Source organism: Klebsiella sp. 64 (assembly GCF_018223915.1).
Taxonomy (GTDB): domain Bacteria; phylum Pseudomonadota; class Gammaproteobacteria; order Enterobacterales; family Enterobacteriaceae; genus Klebsiella; species Klebsiella pneumoniae.
The window spans coordinates 109,175-130,013 of the sequence record NZ_JAGRQZ010000027.1; the positions used below are offsets into that span (position 1 = coordinate 109,175).

Genomic DNA, 20,839 nt, shown 5'->3' on the forward strand with positions numbered 1-20,839 from the left:
GGTATAACTAGTATGGGAGATGTTGGACCAATTCAGGCTAGGGCAGAAAAATCGTCTGGCAAAGCGCTATTTATGCAAGTTTTTTCATGAAATGAGCGAGATCGCATATTTGACAGCGGAATTTGCTTGTAACGTGTGCTTTGGCGATTATGAAAATTCTTTCATTTTTCAATCGGAGCTGGATCACAAAATGGATAAAAAGCTGCGCGTCGCCGAAATTGCCGCCCGCACCGGGCTATCGCCCAGCACCGTTTCACGCGTCCTGGCCGGGAAAGCGAATACCAGCGACAAGGCGCGCCGGGCGGTGCTGGACTGCGCCCGCGAGCTGGGTGTCATGCAGGGGTTGGCCGCCGGGCGTCTGCTGCTCAATCATCTGCTGGTGTTTGCCCCGCAGCGCGCATTCGATGAGCGTTCGGATATCTTCTACTACCGGGTGATCCAGAGTATCAATAACGCGCTGGCGGCGCATGAAGTGCGCCTGCGCTACTGCGCGCTGGATGAGAACGACAGCGACGCCAACCTGTTTCTTGCCCGCATGAATGAACCTGAGACCCAGGCCGCGGTGCTGCTGGGGATCGACGATCCGCATATTCATGGCCTGGCGGCGGATCTGGGCAAACCCTGCGTATTGATCAACTGTCGGGATGAAGGGATGCGGCTGCCGTCCATCGCTCCCGATCATCGGCTGATCGGCCAGTGCGCGGCCCGCTATCTGTTTGATATGGGGCATCGGGCGGTGATGAACGTGATGTGCCTGCGCCGCTATACCATGGAGCTGCGGCTGGGGGGGATTCAGGAGGCGTGGCGCGCGCGTAATCTGCGCTTTACCGCCAGCCGGGATCTTATCAGCGTCGCCAACTTTAGCGCCAGAGAGACGGAAGAGCAGGTGGGCGCCTGGCTTGACGGCTTACAGGGCAGGCCGTTGCCCACCGCCTTCCTGGTGGGCGGCGATTTTATGGCCGCCGGCACCGTCAGCGCATTGCAAAAGCGTGGCCTGCGGGTGCCGCAGGATGTCTCGGTGATGAGCATTGACGGATTTAATCTGGCGGCGATTCAGGAGGTGCCGCTAACCGCGGTGCATGTGCCGCGGGATGAGCTGGGCAGCGAGGCGGTGCATCTCCTGCAGCAGCGCCTGCTGCGCCCGGAGGCGCCGCACGGCTCGCTACTGCTGCATGGCACGCTGGTGGTACGCGATTCGGTACGGCGGATCCGGCCGGGCAAAGGCCATACCGCCGTCGAGCCGCAGGGGCTGTATGACGATTAGACCGGCATACCCAGCGCCCGTTTGCCGTGGATATTCAGATCCTCCAGGGTGAAGCGCCCCTGCCAGCTGGCTTCATAGTCCTCGCGCGGGAAATCCCCCGGCGAGGCGCCTTTTTCCAGGGCGATTTTCACTTTCTGCGCGTAGGCGAGGTTCTTCTCGCACATCGGCGCGGCCGGAATGTACATCACATTTCCCCAGCCCTGCTGATTTTCCACCGGCGCCACCGAGTGAATGATGTCGCAGTGCCACCAGACGGAGTCCCCGGCATTCAGCGCTGGAATCGAGCTTAACGCTTTAATCAAGAGCGGGTGCCACTGCTCAGAGATCGGCAGCACTCTGCCCGGCGCGACGCCGCACAGCTCATCTTCCGGCACATCGTCGAGCAGGGGGCGCAGTAGCACATAAGCCATCGCCTCCGGGATTGGCACCACGTGCAGCAGCCCCTGACCCGGGATCATGTCCGACAGCGCGGTCCAGCCCTGGAAGGTGCGGAACACCGAGCATTTGGTGGTGTTGTCGACGGTATACTCTTCCACTTCGGTACGGTGCGCGGCGTCCCACGGGTCGTAGGCGTCGATATTGCCATTAAAAACGTTGGCGAAAACCTGCTGATAGGCGGGAAGCAGCCAGCGCTCCAGCGCGCCGGAATCGGTATGCGCCCCCAGCCCCTTCGAAGTGGTTCCCGGCGGGCGGCGGCGGATGCGGTCGGGATAGATCACGCTGACGTCCGGATCGAACCAGCGTTTGCCATTCTGTTCAAAACGCCACAGGCGGTTGAGGAAAGATTGCACTGCCGCCATTTCATCGCTCTGCCGCGCCTGCATTTGCGAGGGCGACCAGTAGATCGGGTAGATCTCCGGGCGCGAAGCCTCCAGCGAACCGAAGAAGCTGTCGCCAGGCCCTTTGTAAACATCATCGAAATGATTGCGATCCAGATATTCCAGCATCGCGGTATCCCACGCCAGCGCCTGTTCGCGTGGGAAGTGGCCTTTAATCACCGCGCAGCCCCGGCGCTTAATGGCCGCGCGCTGCTCATCGCTCACTGTTCCTTCGGCGATATCGCGGAACGGAACGGTTGGCCAAACCTCCTGGCCTGCGGCTTTCAGTGTCTCAATCTCCTGCAGCCGCTCGCTGATGCGCGCCGAGAGCTTATCGAACACCGCCTGGACGTCGCCAATTTGCGCCCGCAGGGCCTGTTTCATCTGGCGAATCGCCGCTTTGTGATCGGCGGGAAGTGTTTCGTGGGTCGGGAGAGCAGCCATAATAACCTCGCTGTATCTTTCATTCGAAAGTATCAAATCTTACACACGTTAATTTAAGTTAAAATGGAGTTAATGCAAGTTTAAAATCTTGCTGCGGCGCACAAAATGGAAAACCGGGGCGCGATGCCCCGGCGAAGGGTCAGGCGTTGAAGGGCGGGGTGTTATCGAGGACGGCCTGGATAACGTTCAGCGCGCCGTCATGGTTATTATCGTCGGTAGCGTAGCCGGCGATGGCCTTGATGCTGTCGGCAGCGTTACCCATGGCGAAAGCGTATTTCACCAGCTTCAGCATTTCGGCGTCATTGCCGCTGTCGCCGATGGCGACGCATTGCTGCGGCGAAAGATCCCAGCGCTTGAGCAAACGGCTGATGCCGTTGGCTTTATGCAGGCCAGGGATAATCAAATCGACAAAGCCAAAGCCGCTGGTGACCGGCTTCATGATGCCGTCGAGCGACACGTGCAGTTTATCAATCAGCTGTGGGATCTCGCTGTCCGGCAGGTTGAGAGAGAATTTAAACAGCGTATCGTCGATGGCGTGATAGTCGCTCACCCGCTGTAGGCGATGGTAGTGCTTCGACATCAGCTCAACAAAGGCGTCCGGAGCTTTATCGCTGACGTAGGCGCTCTGCAGGCCGCAGGCGACAAAGTTGAGCTGCGGATCTTTGAGCAATTCGCCAATCACCACTTGTGATTCGTGGCGGGTCAGTTCGCCGTGGAACAGCTGCTTGCCATGTTCATAAACCAGAGCGCCGTTTTCTGCGACGAACGAAATCTGCTCGCGGATCTCCGGGAAGAAGGAGATCAACTGATAGTACTGGTTGCCGCTGGCGACAACAAATTCAATGCCGCGCTGCTGCAACTGGGCGAATTGCGCCAGAAACCGTGAGCGATCGTAGGTTTTGGCGTCATTGAGAAAAGTTCCGTCCATATCGGTGACGATAACTTTAACGGTCATAAGAGAGTGCTCCTGGCTTAACTTCGACCAGTAACATTCTAATTACAATGTGATGAGGAGCACAAATTTATTTCGAATGAAAGTTCAGGCATTCAGAAAATGCCGGAAGGGCATGTCTTTTCCGGCCTGCAGAACAGGGTTGGCCCGCTAAGCATAGCGCCAGCGGGCACGAAGGATTACAGCGTATGTTCGGTACGGGCGATAATATCGTCCTGGGTATCCGGCGACAGGGCGGTGAAGAACGCCGAGTATCCAGCGACGCGGACCACTAAATCGCGGTACTGGTCAGGATGTTTCTTGGCTTCCAGCAGCGTGTCGCGCGACACGATGTTGTACTGGATATGCCAGCCTTTGTGCACCTCGAAGAAAGTGCGCAGCAGCACCATCAGCTTCTGCTTATCGGACTCGTTCTCCAGCGTTGACGGATTCAGCTTCTGATTAAGCAGCACGCCGCCGAGGATCGCCCCGGTCGGCAGCTTGCCCACCGAACTGATAACCGCCGTCGGCCCCAGATGATCGGTACCGGAGGCCGGGCTGGCCCCTTCCGCCAGCGGGGTATGCGCTTTACGGCCATCCGGCGTCGCCATGGTCTGCGCGCCGAACGGGACGTTAGCGGAAATAGAGGAGGTGCCAGCGTAATAATTGCCGCCAATCGGGCCGCGGCCATAGCGCGGGTTGTGATACTGCTTCAGCTCGTCGATATAGGTCTGGTAGGCCCGCGCCAGCAACTCGTCGACGCTGTCATCATCGTTACCATACTTCGGCGCGCCGTTGATCAACCGCTGGCGCAGCTGCTCGTGGGTCAGACCGTCGAAATCTTCCGCCAGCGCCTTCGCCAGCTCCTGCTGGCCGATGGCGCCCTGATCGAAGACCAGTTTTTTCACCGCCGCGAGGCTGTTGCCGAGGTTGGCGATACCCACCTGCAGGCCGGAAACCCAGTCATACTTCGCGCCGCCTTGCTTAATGCTTTTCGCCCGTTCGATGCAGTCATCGACCAGCGCCGAGCAGAGAATATCGTGGACGTTCTCTTCCAGCATGGTATCGACCACGTACTCAATCTCGATGGATTTACGGGTGTAGTAACGAATCTGGCGGTCCCAGTCGGCCAGCACCTGATCGAAGTTAGCGAAGTTGCCTTTCGACAGGGCGTGCTCCTGCGGCAGGAACACCTGACCGCTGGTGGCATCGCGGCCGCCTTCCAGCGTCGCCAGCATCACCCGCGCGAAGTTAATAAAGCTCATGCCGGTACAGCGGTAGCCCCACTTACCGCCGACCGCGGTTTCGATACAGCCGATAGCCGCGTAATCGTAGGCGTCCTGCGGCTCAATGCCCAGCTTAATGAATTCCGGGATGACGATTTCATCGTTGTTAAACGCCGGCATGCCGAAACCGCAGCGGATCACCTGGACGCAGGCGTCGAGGAAGTCGTTGCTCATCCCGGCGTGGTAGCGCACGCTGAGGTTCGGCTGGGTAGAACGCAGGCGACCGCAGGATTCCAGGATCGCATACGACAGCGGGTTGACCGCGTCCTGCGGCTTACCATCCACCAGATTCTGGCCGCCGATGGTGACGTTCTGGTATAGCGGGCTGCCGGCAGAGGCTTTGGAGTGCGAGCCGGAACGGATCTTATTGACCTCCAGCAGCTTCAGCCAGCAGCTGTGCAGCAGCTCAATGGCCTGTTCGCGATCCAGCGACTGTTGCAACTCAACGTCGCGGCGGTAGTACGGGTAGAGGTACTGGTCCATACGGCCAAAGGATACCGAATGGCCATTGGATTCAATCTGCAGGATAAGTTGAATGAAGTAGCACAGCTGCAGCGCCTGCCAGAAGGTTTTCGGCGGCTCATGGGCGATGACGTCGCAGTTTTCGGCAATCGTCAGCAGTTCGTGGCGGCGTGTTTCGCGGGATTCTGCTGTCGCCATCTCGCGCGCCAGCGCGGCGAAGCGTTTGCTGTGATCGCTGACCGCTTCCAGCACGATATCAATCGCTTTCAGGAACTGCTCGCCGTGCAGGTCTTCCAGTACCGTCAAATTGATACGCGAGCGGCGTTCGGCGACTTTCGCACGCATTCCGTCGAGCCCTTTCTCCAGCAGCAAGGGGTAGTTGACCGCGAGGTGAGCATCCCCGGAGGTCATATTGCCTTCCGCCTTAATAATGCCGGTGGCGAGCAGCGCCTTTTGCTCATCGGTGAACATACCGTAGCAGCGGTCTTGTACGGTCTGGCCGCGCCACCATGGGCACACTTCATGCAATACGCGTTTATTCTCCTCGCTGACCGAGAAGCCGGCGCCGGGGCGGTCGGCGAGATCGTCGATCTCTTTCTCAATCCAGCTGACGGTGTATTCCGGGAAAATAGGCGCGGCGCGCACTTCGCTGGCCTGGTTACCGACGATCAGCTCATCGTGCTTGATCCAGATGGTGCGCTCCGCCAGGTGGTGAGCCAGCGCCAGCGCGCGGCGCACCGGGATCGGTTTATCGAGATGCCGCTGATACATCTCCGTATAGTGGCGGGCGCGCTCGGTACAGACCGGCGGCTTGACGATATGCACCAGCGCCATTTTATGGGCCTGGATACGGGCGCTGAGGGTGTTGAGCTTCAGGGTAGTCATAGGGTTATCCTCGTAATATCGCCGTTAGCCCCTTGCTTTGCGCATAATCCTGCGCGAAGGCGAGCAGCTCAGGAGCGTCCAGCGGTTTGTCCGGTGCGGTGTAGGGCTGACTGAGTAACTGGTATTTGTTCATTCCCAGCGTGTGGTACGGCAGGTAATGGATCTCGCTGACCTGCAGGCGATCGGCGGCAAAATCGGTGATCGCGGCAATGTCGGCTTCGCTGGCGTTGAATCCCTGGATCAACGGCACGCGAATTATCATTTTTTTCCCCGCCTGCGCCAGACGCTGCAGGTTATCCAGCACCCGGCGGGCGCTGCCGTCGGTCCACTGCTGAAAAACGGCCTCGTCAACGTGCTTCAGATCGGCGAGAAACAGGTCGACAAAGGGTAAAGACGGTTCAATGTATTTCCACGGCACGTGCAGGCAGGTTTCCACGGCGGAGTGAATGCCTGCCTGATGACTGGCTTCGAACAGCGCTTGCGCCAGCGTTGGGTTCATAAAGGGTTCGCCGCCGGAAAGAGTGATGCCGCCGCCGCTGCGATCGTAGAATGGTTTATCACGCAGCACCGTCGCCATGATCTCCTCGACGCTCTTCTCCTCGCCGCACACCGTGAGCGCGGTGGTGGGGCAGCAGTCGCGCAGCGCGGCGATATGGCTGTCGTTAACGTTTTGCCGGTGAATGATCAGGCCATCGAGGGTGCGGGTGATAACCGCCGGCGCCGCCTGCTGGCACAGCTCGCAGCCGGCCAGGCACAGCCGCGAGTCATACAGCAGATCTTCGCTACGGGCGCGGCTCTCCGGGTTCTGGCACCAGCGGCAGCCCAGCGAGCAGCCTTTCAGGAAGACGACGGTGCGGATCCCTGGGCCGTCATGGGTGGAATAGCGCTGGATGTTGAAGATCATGGCTTATCCTCTTGTTTGCGTATGAATATAAAAACACTTTCGAATGAAAGTTATGTTGACGCAAATCAACAAGCGGGATGGGGATAAGTCAGAGAGGAGAAAATAACGAGAGCGGTCACAAAAACACCGGCGACTCTCGTCGCCGGTGTGAGGGTCAGTGCGAGCCGCATACCTCGCACTGCGGGTGACGCATCAGCCTCATTTCGCGAAACTGGCAGGTCATGGCATCGTAGATGACGATTTTTCCGCTGGCAGGGGTGCCGTAGCCGCTCAGCAGCTTAATCGCCTCCATCGCCTGCAGCGAACCAATGGTGCCCACCAGCGGGGCCATTACCCCGGCTTCGACGCAGGTGAGGGCATTTTCGCCGAACAGACGGCTCAGGCAGCGGTAGCAGGGTTCGCCATCCTGATAGGTAAAGACGCTGATTTGCCCCTCCATACGGATCGCCGCTCCGGAGACCAGCGGGGTTTTGTGCTGAAAGCAGCCGACGTTAAGCTGGTTGCGAATGGCGACGTTGTCGGTGCAGTCGAGCACCAGATCGTGATCGGCAATCTGCGCCGCCAGCGCGGTCTCATCCAGCAAGGCATTGAGCGGGACCAGACGGACGTGCGGGTTAATGCGCGCCAGCGCCTCGCGGGCGGAATCCACCTTCGGCTGGCCGAGGGTGGCGTCGCTGTGCAGCGTCTGGCGCTGCAGGTTGGAGAGCGAGACAGTGTCGAAATCGAGCAGGGTGAGCTGCCCGACCCCGGCGGCGGCCAGATACTGCGCGGCGGCGCAGCCGAGCCCGCCGAGGCCGACCACCAGCACGCGAGCGGCTTTTAACCGCTCCTGGCCGTCAAAATCAAAACCGCGCAAGACGATCTGCCGGTTATAGCGCAGCATCTCTTCATCGCTCAGCTCAACGGTCATTACAGCCCCCCAAACAGGTGACTGAAGGGTTCGACCTCGACCCATTCGCCTGCTTCAACATGGCCGCGCTCACGCTCCAGCACGATAAAGCAGTTGCCGAGGCTGAAGGAGCTGAAAATGTGCGAGCCCTGATGGCCGGTGGTGTTCACCACCAGTTCGCCGTCCGGGTTGCGCTGCAGAATACCGCGCTGAAAATCGAGGCGGCCAGGCGACTTTTTCAGGCGCGTGGCGGCGCGGACCCGCAGGCGGGGCGCCTGAAGCGGGCCGTGCTTGCCCGAGAGTTTCGCCAGCAGGGGTTGCACCAGCTGACAGAAGGTGACGGTGGCAGACACCGGGTTACCCGGCAGGCCGCAGAACCAGCTGCTGCTGAGCTTGCCGAAGGCGAAGGGTTTCCCCGGCTTAATCGCCAGCTTCCAGAAGCCGATCTCCCCCAGCTCTTCGAGGATAGTTTTGGTGTAATCGGCTTCACCCACCGAGACGCCGCCTGAGCTAATGACCACATCGGCCTGCTGGTCGGCGGCGATAAAGGCGTCGCGCAGCTTCGCCGGGTCGTCAGGAATAATGCCGAGGTTAATGACCTCGTAGCCCAACTGCTGCAGCATCAGGTGCACTGCCAGGCGGTTGGTATCGTAAATCTGGCCGTCGCCGAGCGGTTGACCCGGCTGCTGCAGCTCATCGCCGGTTGAGAAGACCGCGACGCGTACCTTGCGCACCACCTCGACCTCGGCAATGCCCAGCGAGGCCAGCACCGGCAGCTCGGCCACCGTCAGGGGTGTCCCCGCCGGGAAGACCACCGCGCCGTGGGCAATATCTTCTCCGCGGCGGCGAATATGCTGCCCGGCTTTTACCGGCGCGATAAAGCGCACGCCGGCCTCGGTCTGTTCAGTCTCTTCCTGCATCACCACCGCATCGCAGCCTTCCGGCACCGGCGCGCCGGTCATGATGCGGATACAGGTGCCCGACGGCCAGGCGTCGTTGAACGGCTGGCCGGCGAAGGCCTTACCGGCGACCGGCAGCGCCGCGCCGTCGCGAAGGTCGTTCAGCCGGACGGCATAGCCATCCATCGCCGCGTTATCAAAGCCGGGCACATCCAGCGGGGAGACGATGTCATGGGCGGTCACACGCGAGAAGGCCTGCAACAGCGGTACAGTTTCCGTCGCGTTCAGCGGCGTAATACGATCGAGCATCTGGGCGAGGGCTGTGTCGAGCGGCATCAGTCCGGCGGTAAAATCCATGGGTCACTCCTGCGGGCAAAACAGCGAAAACGCCTATTATGGCAGAAAAGCGGCGCGGGCTGTATGCCACCTGGGTACGAGGCTTTACATCGCCCGCCGCTCTTTCTATATTCAAAAATTGTATAAGACATTCAGCAATATAATGATATCAATACCCTTATTCATGACGTGACCGGCGCCGCGCCGCGGTACGACAGGGCAGGGGCGATCCACTTCATCGTTAAGGACTGGCGAAATGGGCAAGGCGGTTATAGCAATTCACGGCGGCGCAGGGGCGATTTCTCGCGCGCAAATGACGCCGGAGCGGGAGCGAGAGTATGTGGCGGCGCTGTCGACTATCGTCGAAAGCGGGCAGAAAATGTTGGCCGCGGGCGCCAGCGCGCTGGATGCCGTGACCGAGGCCGTTCGGCTGCTGGAGGAGTGTCCGTTGTTCAACGCCGGAATGGGCGCGGTATTTACCCGCGATCAAACCCACGAGCTGGACGCCTGCGTAATGGACGGCTACAGCCTGCAGGCGGGCGCGGTAGCCGGGGTCAAACATTTGCGTAATCCGGTGCTGGCGGCGCGTCTGGTGCTGGAGAAGAGTCCGCACGTATTACTGATCGGCGAGGGGGCGGAAAATTTTGCCATCTCCCACGGGATGGCGCGCGTGGATAACGATCTCTTTTCCACTCCTGAAAGGCTGCTGCAGCTGCAGGAGGCGAAAGCGGGCGGGGAGATTATCCTCGACCACCACGCCGCTCCCCTTGACGAACGCCAGAAAATGGGCACCGTCGGCGCGGTGGCGCTCGATCTGGCCGGCAATCTGGCGGCGGCGACCTCCACCGGCGGCATGACCAACAAACTGCCCGGACGCGTCGGCGACAGCCCGCTGCCGGGCGCGGGGTGTTATGCCAATAATGCCAGCGTGGCGGTCTCCTGTACCGGCACCGGCGAAGTCTTTATGCGCACCCTGGCGGCCTACGATATCGCCGCCCTGATGGAGTATGGGCAGCTCAGTCTCTATTCCGCCTGCGAGCGGGTGGTGATGGAGAAACTGCCGGCTCTCGGCGGCAACGGCGGGCTGATAGCCGTCGATCGCGAAGGCAACGTCGTTTTACCGTTTAACAGTGAAGGCATGTACCGCGCCTGGTGCTATGCCGGCGATACGCCGACCATTGGCATTTATCGCGAATAGAACAAGGGAGAGGGCGAGTGTCGCAAACTCACGAAACCGATACCTGCGAAGTGCTGGTGGTGCGCAACCTGAACGTGGCGTTCCGCCAGCAGGATGCGCCGGAGGTGCAGGCCGTGCGTCAGCTTTCCTTCAGCCTGCGCCGCGGCGAGACGCTGGCGATAGTGGGTGAGTCCGGTTCGGGAAAATCGGTGACCGCGCTGGCGCTGATGCGTCTGCTAGACGCGGCCAGCAGCGAGGTGAACAGCGAGGGGCTGTGGTTGCGGCGGCGTAACCGGCAGGTGATCGCGCTCAATGAGCAAACGGACGCTGAGATGCGCCGGGTGCGCGGCGCGGATCTGGCCATGATTTTTCAGGAGCCGATGACCTCGCTGAATCCGGTTTTTACCATCGGCGAGCAGATTGCCGAATCCCTGCGCCTGCACCAGGGGTTGGGGCGCGAAGAGGCGCTGCGCGCGGCGAAAAAGATGCTCGATCAGGTGCGTATTCCCCAGGCGGAAGAGATGCTCTCGCGCTATCCGCACCAGCTCTCCGGCGGCATGCGCCAGAGGGTGATGATCGCCATGGCGCTCTCCTGTCGGCCGGCGGTGTTGATAGCCGATGAGCCAACCACGGCGCTGGATGTCACCATCCAGGCGCAAATTCTGCAACTCATTGCCGTCCTGCAAAAGGAGATGGCGATGGGGGTGATCTTTATCACCCACGATATGGGCGTCGTGGCCGATATCGCCGATCGGGTGCTGGTGATGTATCGCGGTGAGGCGGTAGAGACCGGCAGCGTTGAGGAGATCTTTCGTTCGCCGCAGCACCCGTATACGCAGTCGCTGCTGGCGGCGGTCCCGCGGCTGGGGGAGATGCGTGGCCAGGATCTGCCGCGCCGTTTTCCGCTGCCGGGCCAGTCGCTGGCGGAGAGCGAAACGCCCGATACGGTAGTCGCCGGCGAGCCGATCCTGCAGGTGCGTGACCTGGTGGCCCGTTTTCCGGTGCGCGGCGGGCTGCTCAATCGCGTGACGCGCGAAGTACATGCGGTGGAGAAGGTCAGTTTTGATCTCTGGCCGGGAGAGACCCTGTCGCTGGTGGGCGAGTCCGGCTGCGGCAAGTCGACCACCGGCCGGGCGCTGCTGAGGCTGGTAGAGACCCAGGGAGGCACCATTACCTTCGACGGTCAGCGGATCGATACCCTCGCCGGCGGCAAGCTGCAGGCTCTGCGGCGCAATATTCAGTTTATTTTTCAGGATCCTTACGCCTCGCTTGATCCGCGTCAGACGGTCGGCGATTCGATTATGGAGCCGCTGCGGGTGCATGGCCTGCTGCGTGGGGAAGCAGCGCGTGAGCGGGTCGCCTGGCTGCTGAAGCGCGTGGGGTTGCAGCCGGAGCATGCCTGGCGCTATCCCCATGCCTTTTCCGGCGGCCAGCGGCAGCGGATCTGCATTGCCCGCGCGCTGGCGCTGAATCCGAAGGTGGTGATAGCCGACGAGTCGGTGTCGGCCCTGGATGTCTCCATTCGGGCGCAGATTATCAATCTGATGCTCGACCTGCAGCGCGAGATGGGCATCGCGTTTCTGTTTATTTCCCATGATATGGCGGTGGTGGAGCGCATCAGCCACCGCGTGGCGGTGATGTATCGCGGTCGCATTGTCGAAATAGGCCCGCGCCGCGCGGTGTTTGAAAACCCGCAGCACCCCTATACCCGTAAGCTCATGGCCGCCGTACCGGTGGCCGACCCGGGCCACCGTCATCCGCAGCGGGTCCTGCTGTCTGATGACGTCCCGGGCAATATTTATAAGCGGGGCGAGGAGATCGCCAGCGTGCCGTTGCAGCAGGTCGGGCCGGGCCACTTCGTCGCCCGCGAATCCGCCGATGTGCTGGGCAGAACATAACAACACATAACGCATCTTTTCAGGAGAACACGATGACACAACCTGTTTCACGCAAATGGTGGCTGGCGCTGAGTATCGCGGCAGCCCTGGCGAGCGCTCCCGCCTTTGCCGCCAAAGATGTGGTGGTGGCGGTCGGGTCTAACTTCACGACCCTCGACCCCTATGATGCCAACGATACCCTGTCGCAGGCGGTGGCGAAGTCCTTTTATCAAGGCCTGTTCGGCCTTGATAAAGAGATGAAGCTGCAAAACGTTCTTGCTGAGAGCTATACCGTGTCACCGGACGGCCTGGTGTACACCATTAAGCTGCACAGCGGGGTGAAATTCCAGGATGGCACTGACTTTAACGCTGAGGCGGTAAAGGCTAACCTCGATCGCGCGAGTAACCCGGATAACCATCTCAAGCGCTATAACCTGTATAAAAATATTGCCAGTACCGAGGCGGTCGATCCGACTACGGTCAAAATTACCCTGAAGCAGCCCTTCTCGGCGTTTATTAACATTCTCGCCCATCCGGCGACAGCGATGATTTCGCCGGCGGCGCTGAAAAAATATGGTAAGGATATCGGCTTCCACCCGGTGGGCACCGGGCCGTATAAGCTCGACACCTGGAACCAGACGGATTTTGTGAAGGTCAGCAAGTTCGATGGGTACTGGCAGCCGGGGCTGCCAAAGCTGGATTCTATCACCTGGCGTCCGGTGGTGGATAACAATACCCGGGCGGCGATGCTGCAGACCGGCGAGGCGCAGTTCGCCTTCCCGATCCCTTACGAACAGGCGCCGCTGCTGGCGAAAAACAGCAAACTGGAGCTGGTGGCCAGCCCGTCGATCATGCAGCGCTACATCAGCATGAACGTGACGCAGAAGCCGTTCGATAATCCGAAGGTACGGGAAGCCATCAACTATGCGATTAACCCTCAGGCGCTGGTGAAGGTAGCGTTCGCCGGCTACGCCACCCCGGCGACCGGAGTGGTGCCGCCGTCGATCGCCTATGCCCAGACCTACACCGCCTGGCCATACGATCCGGCGAAAGCGCGCCAGCTGCTGAAAGAGGCGGGCTACCCTAACGGTTTCAGCACCACGCTGTGGTCATCACATAATCACAGCACCGCTCAGAAAGTACTGCAGTTCACCCAGCAGCAGCTGGCGCAGGTGGGGATTAAGGCGCAGGTGACGGCGATGGACGCTGGTCAGCGGGCGGCGGAAGTGGAAGGTAAAGGGCAGAAAGAGAGCGGGGTACGGATGTTCTATACCGGCTGGTCCGCCTCCACCGGTGAAGCCGACTGGGCGCTGTCGCCGCTGTTCGCCTCGCAAAACTGGCCGCCGACGCTGTTTAATACCGCGTTTTACAGCAACCCGCAGGTGGATAACGCGCTGAGCGAGGCGCTGAAAACCACCGATCCGCAACAGAAAACCAAACTCTATAAAGAGGCGCAGGATATTATCTGGAAAGAGTCGCCGTGGGTGCCGCTGGTGGTCGAGAAACTGGTCTCCGCCCACAGCAAGAACCTCACCGGTTTCTATATCCAGCCGGATACCGGCTTTAGCTTCGAACAGGCGGACCTGACGCCGTGATCATGTTCATCTTCATGCGTCCTCTCTCCCGGAATGGGAGGGAGCGATGCTGAATTATGTGATTAAGCGCCTGCTGGGCCTGATCCCTACTCTGCTTATCGTCGCGGTGCTGGTGTTTCTGTTCGTCCATATGCTGCCCGGTGACCCGGCGCGGCTGATTGCCGGACCTGAGGCCGATGCCCAGGTGGTGGCGATGGTGCGCCAGCAGCTGGGGCTTGACCAGCCGCTGCATGTCCAGTTCTGGCACTACATCACCAACGTGCTGCGCGGCGATTTTGGCATTTCCATGGCCTCGCGGCGTCCCGTTGCCAGTGAGATAGCCAGTCGCTTTATGCCCACGCTGTGGCTGACGCTGGCCAGCATGAGCTGGGCGGTACTGTTCGTGATGGCGGCGGGGATTGCGGCCGCGGTGTGGCGCAATCGCTGGCCCGACCGTCTGGGAATGGCGCTGGCGGTGAGCGGTATTTCGTTTCCGGCTTTTGCCCTTGGTATGCTGCTGATGCAGGTGTTTTCGGTTGAGCTGGGCTGGCTGCCGACGGTGGGGGCCGACAGCTGGCGGCACTATATTTTGCCGTCGTTGACCCTTGGCGCGGCGGTGGCGGCGGTCATGGCGCGCTTTACCCGCGCGTCATTCGTCGATGTGCTGCATGAAGACTATATGCGCACCGCCCGGGCGAAGGGGGTGAGCGAAACGCGGGTGGTGCTCAAGCATGGTCTGCGCAATGCGATGATCCCGGTGGTGACCATGATGGGGCTGCAGTTCGGCTTTCTGCTCGGCGGGTCGATCGTTGTGGAGAAGGTGTTTAACTGGCCGGGGCTTGGGCGCTTGCTGGTCGATTCGGTGGAGATGCGCGATTACCCGGTGATTCAGGCGGAAGTGCTGCTCTTTTCGCTGGAGTTTATTCTTATCAATTTAGTGGTGGATGTGCTGTACGCGGCCATAAACCCGGCTATCAGGTATAAGTAAGGTGCGATTGCTTAACTGGAGAAGGCAGGCGGCGCTGAACGCCATGCCGGGCATCAGACCCGGCGAGATCCATACCCCCTGGCATGAGTTCTGGCGGCGCTTTCGTCGCCAGCCGGTGGCGATGGGCGCTGGTATTTTCGTGCTGTTGCTGATTGCGGTAGCCATCGTTGCCCCATGGATAGCGCCGTATGATGCGGAAAATTATTTCGACTACGACCGTCTGAACGAGGGGCCTTCGCTGGTGCACTGGTTCGGAGTCGACTCCCTGGGACGGGATATTTTCAGCCGGGTGCTGGTCGGGGCGCAGATCTCGCTGGCCGCCGGGGTACTGGCGGTGCTGATTGGCGCGGCCATCGGCACGGTGCTTGGGCTGCTGGCTGGCTACTATGAGGGCTGGTGGGACCGGCTCATTATGCGACTTTGCGACGTGTTGTTCGCCTTTCCGGGGATCCTGCTGGCGATCGCGGTGGTCGCCGTCATGGGCAGCGGGATGGCCAACGTGATCATCGCCGTGGCGATCTTCTCGATCCCGGCGTTTGCTCGTCTGGTGCGCGGCAATACGCTGGTTCTGAAGCAGCAGACCTTTATTGAATCGGCGCGCAGCATCGGCGCCAGCGACGCCACCATTCTGTTCAACCATATTCTGCCGGGGACGGTGTCATCGATCGTGGTTTATTTCACCATGCGCATTGGGGTATCGATTATTTCGGCGGCCAGTCTGTCGTTTCTCGGCCTCGGCGCGCAGCCGCCCACCCCGGAGTGGGGCGCGATGCTCAACGAAGCGCGGGCGGATATGGTGATGTCTCCGCACGTGGCGCTCTTTCCGGCGGTGGCGATTTTCGTGACCGTACTGGCGTTTAATCTGCTGGGAGATGGCCTGCGCGATGCGCTGGATCCGAAGTTAAAGGGGTAGGGTGAGGGAAAGCTCCGCCGGGAGTCCTTTATGTTATCTGCGGCTTCAGCGCACATTGCGCTTCCGGTTAATTTTCTGCGTTAGGTCTCTCATGGCGCAGGGAGCGGTGTGAGGCGGAAACGACCGCCGGACGGTTCCCTCTCCTCCCGGGAGAGGGCCAGGGTGAGGCGAAGCATCGCTGGAAAGTCCTTTATGTTATCTGTGGCTTCAGCGTAGTTTGCGCTCCCGGTTAATCGTCTGCGTTATGTCTCTTATGGCGCAGCAAAATAACGGCGCAACAGGGCTGCCTGGAAGGTAATCAATGCTTGCCCGTGGCGCTGCGCTTGCGCGGACCTGGGGGGGGAGCCTACGGGAGGACCCCGTAGGCTGGGGAATGCGCTAAGCCGCTATCCGGGAAGCTGGACTAGACCCGGGTACCCCACAGGTCGTATTCGTCGGCGTGCTCGACTTTCACCCGCACCACGTCGCCCGGCTTAACGCGGGTTTCGCCGTTCAGGTACACCGCGCCGTCGATTTCCGGAGCGTCGGCCATGCTGCGTCCGATAGCGCCTTCTTCATCAACTTCATCTACCAGCACCAGGATTTCGCGCCCCACTTTCTCCTGCAGACGCTCGGCAGAGATCTGCTGCTGCAGCTGCATAAAGCGGTTCCAGCGCTCTTCTTTCACCTCTTCCGGCACCTGGTCCGCCAGCTCGTTGGCGGTAGCGCCTTCAACCGGGCTGTACTTAAAGCAGCCGACGCGGTCGAGACGCGCCTCTTTCAGGAAGTCGAGCAGCATCTGGAAATCTTCTTCCGTTTCGCCCGGGAAGCCCACAATAAAAGTGGAGCGCAGGGTCAGATCCGGGCAAATTTCACGCCACTGCTTAATGCGCGCCAGCTGACGGTCCGCAGAACCTGGACGCTTCATCAGCTTCAGAATACGCGGGCTGGCGTGCTGCAGCGGAATATCGAGGTACGGCAGAATCTTGCCTTCCGCCATCAGCGGGATCACATCGTCAACGTGCGGGTACGGGTAGACATAGTGCAGGCGCACCCAGATGCCGAGCTTCGCCAGCTCTTCGCACAGACTGACCATGCTGGTCTTCACCGGCATACCGTTGTGGAAGCCGGTGCGGTGCTTGATGTCGACGCCGTAGGCGGAGGTGTCCTGCGAAATCACCAGCAGCTCTTTCACGCCGGCGTCAGCGAGGCGTTTGGCTTCGGCCAGCACTTCGCCAATCGGACGGCTCACCAGATCGCCACGCATGGACGGGATGATGCAGAAGGTGCAGCGATGGTTGCAGCCTTCAGAAATTTTTAAGTAGGCGTAGTGGCGCGGCGTCAGCTTAACCCCCTGTTCCGGCACCAGGCTCAGGAACGGGTTGTGCTTCGGCTTCGGCGTATAATGATGGACATGCTCCAGCACCTGCTCATAGCTGTGCGGACCGGTGATCTCCAGCACCTTCGGATGCACTTCGCGGATCTGATCCTCTTTCGCGCCGAGACAGCCGGTGACGATTACCTTGCCGTTCTCTTTCAACGCTTCGCCGATCGCTTCCAGCGATTCCTGCACAGCGCTATCAATAAAGCCGCAGGTGTTAACGATCACCATATCGGCGTTGTCGTAGGTCGGTACGACGTCATAACCTTCGGTGCGCAGTTCGGTCAGGATACGCTCTGAGTCCACGAGGTTTTTCGGGCAGCCCAGGGAGACGAAGCCGATTTTCGGCTGATGCGTGACATTGCTCATAGCTTAAAAAGTGTTCAATTATTGGAATGGTCAGGGCAGGAATTCTACAGATCTTTGCGAAAAAGAGTATAGCTCCGTCGCGGTTAATGGTGAAAAAGCGCCCCCGACCTGTCTTTTACGCCCCCCACCGCCAGAGCGGATCCCACACGCCCCGGAGCAGAGGGGTGGGACACGCTTCTGACAAGCCGCGCGCGCAGGCGGCTCAAGCCCGGCGTGGCTGCCGGGCAGAGACTTATTGCGCCGGGTTAATGGCTGCGGAGGGGGTGGCGCCGGTTTTTTTCGGCTCGCGCTTATCCTGCAGCGTGAAAATAGAGATCAGGGTAAAGAGCCCGGCGACGCTGCCGAGAATCAGATAGGTGTTGGCGAAGCCAATGGTATCGTACAGATAGCCTGCCAGCGGAGAGTAAATGGCGGTGGCGATCGAGGCGACGAACAGCACCAGCAAATAGACCGTCGAAGAGAGCTTGTGGTCGAAGTTGGCGGCGATGAATTTAAAGACCGATACCAGAATCAACGGCTTCTCCAGAGCATGCATCATTTTCACCGCACCAATCCACACCGGGCCGAGGGGCACGGCTGAGCCGACAATACGTACCGACATGATCAGCCCGGCGATGATCAGCGCCCATTTGGCGCCGGTCCGGTTAACAAACCATGGCATCAGGCAGAGGAACAGGGTTTCACCGCAGACCTGAATAGACGCGAGGATCCCGTACCAGCGGTTGCCTTCCTCCGGCGTCGGGAACTGTAGCGAGAAGTACTGGGCAAACTGCTGATCGTAGGTGTCGTAAATCTGCGTGACGAACAGGGTAAAGAGCAGCAGCATCCAGAACTGACCATTCTTCGCCAGCTCAAGGGCATGAGAGACCTTCAGCGATTCGCTTCGCGCCACATCGGCGTCGGTTAATTCAATTTTGGTTAGCATAAAGCAGATGGCGGCGATGACAATGGCGAGGCTGGCGAGCCAGAAGGCCAGATTAGGATTGCTGTCGATATATTTACCCACAATCCAGGCCGCCGCTGCCCAGCCTAACGAGCCCCACATCCGCACACGACCATATTCGAACTGATAGCGCCGGGAAATCTTATCGATATAAGAGTCGATTACTCCGCAGCCGGAGTTAAAGATGATCCCCAGATAGATCCCTCCCAGCAAGGCGCCAAACCAAAAGTTGTGCACCAGCAGCGGCGCGTAAACGTAGATAAAGAAGGGGCCCACCGGCAGGAGCAGGGCGACCAGCAGCCAGATAAGCCGTTTTTTCAGGCCGAACTTGTCAGAGATAAAGCCGAAGAAAGGCTGCATCAGCAGGGCGATAAAGGCGTTGACCGAGTAAAGCAGCCCGGTCTTCGTGGCGCTGATGCCAAGATGCTGGGTGGTCCAGATAACGAAGAAAGCCATGGTCGACGACCAGGCGAACAGGTAGAGGAAATCGAAAAGACTCAACAGAAGGTAGTTTCTTTTACCGGACGTCATGTTTCAGTTCCTTGCAAATGGGCAGAGAGAATGTCAGCGATCCGCGGGCCGCGTTCGCTGTTTTTTTGGCATGTTATACGTATTACATTAATTATTTGTTATGACATCCTAATTGACGATGCTGCAACAGATCATATGAGGTATTGTGATCATTGCTGCACTAATTTTGTCTCTTATTGCCATTTTCTGTTTATTAATTTCAGACTGAAATTAATTGTGATCGTATAACATTATTTTTGTTATACACCCTACAATGCGTTAAAGTTGCCACATTGTAAATGATGTTAAAGAACTGGGGATTATTGACCTGGCGCATCATTTTGCACAAAAAATAACCGTATTATGGAAAGGGTAAAGGACGACAGAGGAGGAACCGTGATGACCGTTGACAGACTATACCGCCACCTTCTGCAGAAGCTTATTAACGCCAATATCGATATTGACGCCTATCTGCAACTGCGAAAGGCCAAAGGCTACATGTCAGTCAGCGAAAATGACCATCTGCGTGATAACTTGTTTGAGCTTTGCCGTGAAATGCGTGCGCAGGCGCCGCGCCTGCAGAATGCCATTTCACCGGAGGAGAGGGATGTCCTTCGCCTGGCCGGCGAATCGGTCGCCGCCGCTGCACTATGCCTGATGAGCGGGCATCATGATTGTCCGCTATACATCGCTGTTAACGTAGAGAAGCTAGAACGCTGTCTGACAGGATTGACCTCAAATATTCATAAATTGAATAAATTGGCGCCAATCACTCATGCCTGATCGGCTGAAACCCAGGGGAAGTGAACGCTTCCCCTGTTAAAGGTTATGTAAAAATCCCCGCGCAAATTTCCCCGCTGGCTACCCTTTAGCCCAGAGCTGACGAAAGGAGAATGCCATGCGTCCGATCCCACTGCTGTTGATATTGAGCGCCTTAGCGCTACCAGCCCTGAGCCAGGCCGCGGTGCGGGTGGAGGTATTGCAAAACCGGCTGGCCCAGCCGTGGGGCATGGCCTTTCTGCCTGACGATCAGGGCATACTGATCACCCTGCGCGGCGGCGAGCTCAAGCGCTGGCAGCCGGGTAAAGGTCTGTCGGCGCCGATAGCCGGCGTGCCGCAGGTATGGGCCAACGGCCAGGGTGGCCTACTGGACGTGGCGCTGGCCCCGGATTTCGCCCAGTCGCGGCGGGTGTGGCTGAGCTATGCGGAAAGCGACGCCAGCGGTAAGGCGGGCACCGCGGTGGGCTATGGGCGGTTGAGCGAGGATGCCACGCAGCTGACGAACTTTACCGTGGTCTTTCGCCAGCAGCCGAAGCTCTCCGTCGGCAATCATTTTGGCGGCAGGCTGGTGTTCGACGGCAAAGGATATTTGTTTATCGGGCTGGGCGAAAATAATCAGCGCGCCACCGCCCAGGATCTCAGCAAGCTGCAGGGGAAAGTGGTCCGCCTGACGGAGACCGGAGGTGTACCGCCGGATAACCCTTTTGTCGGCCGGGCTGACGCCAGGCCGGAGATCTGGGCTTACGGCATCCGTAATCCGCAGGGCATGGCGATGAATCCCTGGAGCGAGGCGCTGTGGCTGAACGAGCATGGCCCGCGCGGCGGAGATGAAATTAATATTCCGCAGGCGGGGAAAAATTACGGCTGGCCGCTGGCGACGCACGGTATTAACTACAGCGGCCTGCCCATTCCGGAAGCAAAAGGCAAAACGGTTCCGGGGACCGAACCTCCCCTGTATGTCTGGCCGGTCTCTCCCGGGGTGAGCGGGATGGCCTTTTATTCGGCGCCGACCTTTCCCCAGTGGCAGCATAAGCTGTTTATCGGCGCGCTGAAGGAGACATCGCTGATTGTCCTGGCGGTGGACGGTAATCAGGTCCGCGAGGAGGGGAGATTACTGGAGGCGCGCGGAAAACGCATCCGCGATGTTCGCGTGGGACCCGACGGCTATCTGTACGTTTTAACCGACGAGTCTAACGGCGAGCTATTGCGGTTGAGTCCCGAGGCTTAGCC

16 protein-coding genes are annotated in these 20,839 nt (G+C 59.6%); 8 read left to right on the forward strand and 8 right to left on the reverse strand.

All coding sequences use genetic code 11. From position 1 onward, the window contains the following. Window positions 1–133 precede the first annotated feature (133 nt). Complete coding sequence (locus KHQ23_RS19255) at window positions 134–1,264, forward strand: LacI family DNA-binding transcriptional regulator (RefSeq protein WP_004219745.1); 1,131 nt, start codon at window positions 134–136, stop codon at window positions 1,262–1,264. Here KHQ23_RS19255 and KHQ23_RS19260 read toward each other — a convergent pair. The 6 genes from KHQ23_RS19260 to moeA all read right to left on the reverse strand — a co-directional run bounded on the left by KHQ23_RS19260 (window position 1,261) and on the right by moeA (window position 9,139). Beyond that, window positions 1,261–2,526, reverse strand: coding sequence for a DUF1479 domain-containing protein (locus KHQ23_RS19260; protein ID WP_004176744.1), 1,266 nt, complete (start codon window positions 2,524–2,526; stop codon window positions 1,261–1,263). The two genes, KHQ23_RS19255 and KHQ23_RS19260, sit on opposite strands and share 4 nt — an antisense overlap. Window positions 2,527–2,665: 139 nt before the next feature. Beyond that, window positions 2,666–3,481 (reverse strand): Cof-type HAD-IIB family hydrolase, encoded by an 816-nt coding sequence (locus KHQ23_RS19265; RefSeq protein ID WP_009485557.1) that lies wholly within the window; start codon window positions 3,479–3,481, stop codon window positions 2,666–2,668. A gap of 176 nt (window positions 3,482–3,657) precedes the next feature. Then, the gene (locus KHQ23_RS19270) at window positions 3,658–6,090 is read right to left on the reverse strand and encodes a formate C-acetyltransferase/glycerol dehydratase family glycyl radical enzyme (RefSeq protein WP_029884008.1); all 2,433 of its coding nucleotides are present in this window, start codon (window positions 6,088–6,090) and stop codon (window positions 3,658–3,660) included. A 4-nt stretch (window positions 6,091–6,094) separates the two neighbouring features. Then, window positions 6,095–6,994 (reverse strand): glycyl-radical enzyme activating protein, encoded by a 900-nt coding sequence (locus KHQ23_RS19275; protein WP_023287409.1) that lies wholly within the window; start codon window positions 6,992–6,994, stop codon window positions 6,095–6,097. Window positions 6,995–7,148: 154 nt separating this feature from the next. Further along, window positions 7,149–7,904 carry a molybdopterin-synthase adenylyltransferase MoeB gene (moeB, locus tag KHQ23_RS19280; RefSeq protein ID WP_004141998.1) on the reverse strand — a complete coding sequence of 252 codons (756 nt, stop codon included), beginning with the start codon at window positions 7,902–7,904 and terminating at the stop codon, window positions 7,149–7,151. Further along, window positions 7,904–9,139: a molybdopterin molybdotransferase MoeA gene (moeA, locus tag KHQ23_RS19285; protein ID WP_032421139.1), complete on the reverse strand. Its 1,236-nt coding sequence runs from the start codon at window positions 9,137–9,139 to the stop codon at window positions 7,904–7,906. Before moeA ends, moeB begins: the two co-directional genes overlap by 1 nt. Before the next feature lie 235 nt (window positions 9,140–9,374). Here moeA and iaaA point away from each other — a divergent pair, with 235 nt between their 5' ends. The 5 genes from iaaA to gsiD are packed head-to-tail and all read left to right on the forward strand — an operon-like array spanning window position 9,375 to window position 15,647. Beyond that, window positions 9,375–10,316, forward strand: coding sequence for a beta-aspartyl-peptidase (iaaA, locus tag KHQ23_RS19290; RefSeq protein WP_032421140.1), 942 nt, complete (start codon window positions 9,375–9,377; stop codon window positions 10,314–10,316). A gap of 17 nt (window positions 10,317–10,333) precedes the next feature. Continuing rightward, entirely contained in the window at window positions 10,334–12,193 is a 1,860-nt protein-coding gene (gene gsiA, locus KHQ23_RS19295; protein WP_032421141.1) for a glutathione ABC transporter ATP-binding protein GsiA, read from the forward strand. Between the two features lie 32 nt (window positions 12,194–12,225). After that, entirely contained in the window at window positions 12,226–13,767 is a 1,542-nt protein-coding gene (gene gsiB, locus KHQ23_RS19300) for a glutathione ABC transporter substrate-binding protein GsiB (RefSeq protein ID WP_047694521.1), read from the forward strand. Between the two features lie 46 nt (window positions 13,768–13,813). Next, window positions 13,814–14,734: a glutathione ABC transporter permease GsiC gene (gene gsiC / locus KHQ23_RS19305; RefSeq protein WP_211776815.1), complete on the forward strand. Its 921-nt coding sequence runs from the start codon at window positions 13,814–13,816 to the stop codon at window positions 14,732–14,734. A gap of 1 nt (window position 14,735) precedes the next feature. Further along, complete coding sequence (gsiD, locus tag KHQ23_RS19310; RefSeq protein ID WP_004147729.1) at window positions 14,736–15,647, forward strand: glutathione ABC transporter permease GsiD; 912 nt, start codon at window positions 14,736–14,738, stop codon at window positions 15,645–15,647. Between the two features lie 403 nt (window positions 15,648–16,050). On the opposite strand, the gene rimO is transcribed toward gsiD, so the two are convergent. Beyond that, complete coding sequence (rimO, locus tag KHQ23_RS19315; RefSeq protein ID WP_032421142.1) at window positions 16,051–17,376, reverse strand: 30S ribosomal protein S12 methylthiotransferase RimO; 1,326 nt, start codon at window positions 17,374–17,376, stop codon at window positions 16,051–16,053. Window positions 17,377–17,608: 232 nt separating this feature from the next. Further along, window positions 17,609–18,850: an oligosaccharide MFS transporter gene (locus KHQ23_RS19320; protein WP_004147732.1), complete on the reverse strand. Its 1,242-nt coding sequence runs from the start codon at window positions 18,848–18,850 to the stop codon at window positions 17,609–17,611. 378 nt (window positions 18,851–19,228) lie between these two features. Here KHQ23_RS19320 and bssR point away from each other — a divergent pair, with 378 nt between their 5' ends. Beyond that, on the forward strand, window positions 19,229–19,612 hold the full coding sequence (bssR, locus tag KHQ23_RS19325; RefSeq protein WP_004151712.1) for a biofilm formation regulator BssR: 384 nt from the start codon (window positions 19,229–19,231) through the stop codon (window positions 19,610–19,612). 115 nt (window positions 19,613–19,727) lie between these two features. Next, window positions 19,728–20,837 carry a PQQ-dependent sugar dehydrogenase gene (locus KHQ23_RS19330; RefSeq protein WP_004141981.1) on the forward strand — a complete coding sequence of 370 codons (1,110 nt, stop codon included), beginning with the start codon at window positions 19,728–19,730 and terminating at the stop codon, window positions 20,835–20,837. Window positions 20,838–20,839 lie beyond the last annotated feature (2 nt).

Excerpts from the sequence above, each read along its gene's own strand:
- KHQ23_RS19260 (WP_004176744.1), bottom strand. The coding sequence starts at position 2,526 with ATGGCTGCTCTCCCGACCCACGAAACACTTCCCGCCGATCACAAAGCG.
- KHQ23_RS19265 (WP_009485557.1), bottom strand. The coding sequence starts at position 3,481 with ATGACCGTTAAAGTTATCGTCACCGATATGGACGGAACTTTTCTCAAT.
- KHQ23_RS19270 (WP_029884008.1), bottom strand. The coding sequence starts at position 6,090 with ATGACTACCCTGAAGCTCAACACCCTCAGCGCCCGTATCCAGGCCCAT.
- KHQ23_RS19275 (WP_023287409.1), bottom strand. The coding sequence starts at position 6,994 with ATGATCTTCAACATCCAGCGCTATTCCACCCATGACGGCCCAGGGATC.
- moeB (WP_004141998.1), bottom strand. The coding sequence starts at position 7,904 with ATGACCGTTGAGCTGAGCGATGAAGAGATGCTGCGCTATAACCGGCAG.
- moeA (WP_032421139.1), bottom strand. The coding sequence starts at position 9,139 with ATGGATTTTACCGCCGGACTGATGCCGCTCGACACAGCCCTCGCCCAG.
- iaaA (WP_032421140.1), top strand. The coding sequence starts at position 9,375 with ATGGGCAAGGCGGTTATAGCAATTCACGGCGGCGCAGGGGCGATTTCT.
- gsiB (WP_047694521.1), top strand. The coding sequence starts at position 12,226 with ATGACACAACCTGTTTCACGCAAATGGTGGCTGGCGCTGAGTATCGCG.
- gsiC (WP_211776815.1), top strand. The coding sequence starts at position 13,814 with ATGCTGAATTATGTGATTAAGCGCCTGCTGGGCCTGATCCCTACTCTG.
- rimO (WP_032421142.1), bottom strand. The coding sequence starts at position 17,376 with ATGAGCAATGTCACGCATCAGCCGAAAATCGGCTTCGTCTCCCTGGGC.
- KHQ23_RS19320 (WP_004147732.1), bottom strand. The coding sequence starts at position 18,850 with ATGACGTCCGGTAAAAGAAACTACCTTCTGTTGAGTCTTTTCGATTTC.
- bssR (WP_004151712.1), top strand. The coding sequence starts at position 19,229 with ATGACCGTTGACAGACTATACCGCCACCTTCTGCAGAAGCTTATTAAC.
- KHQ23_RS19330 (WP_004141981.1), top strand. The coding sequence starts at position 19,728 with ATGCGTCCGATCCCACTGCTGTTGATATTGAGCGCCTTAGCGCTACCA.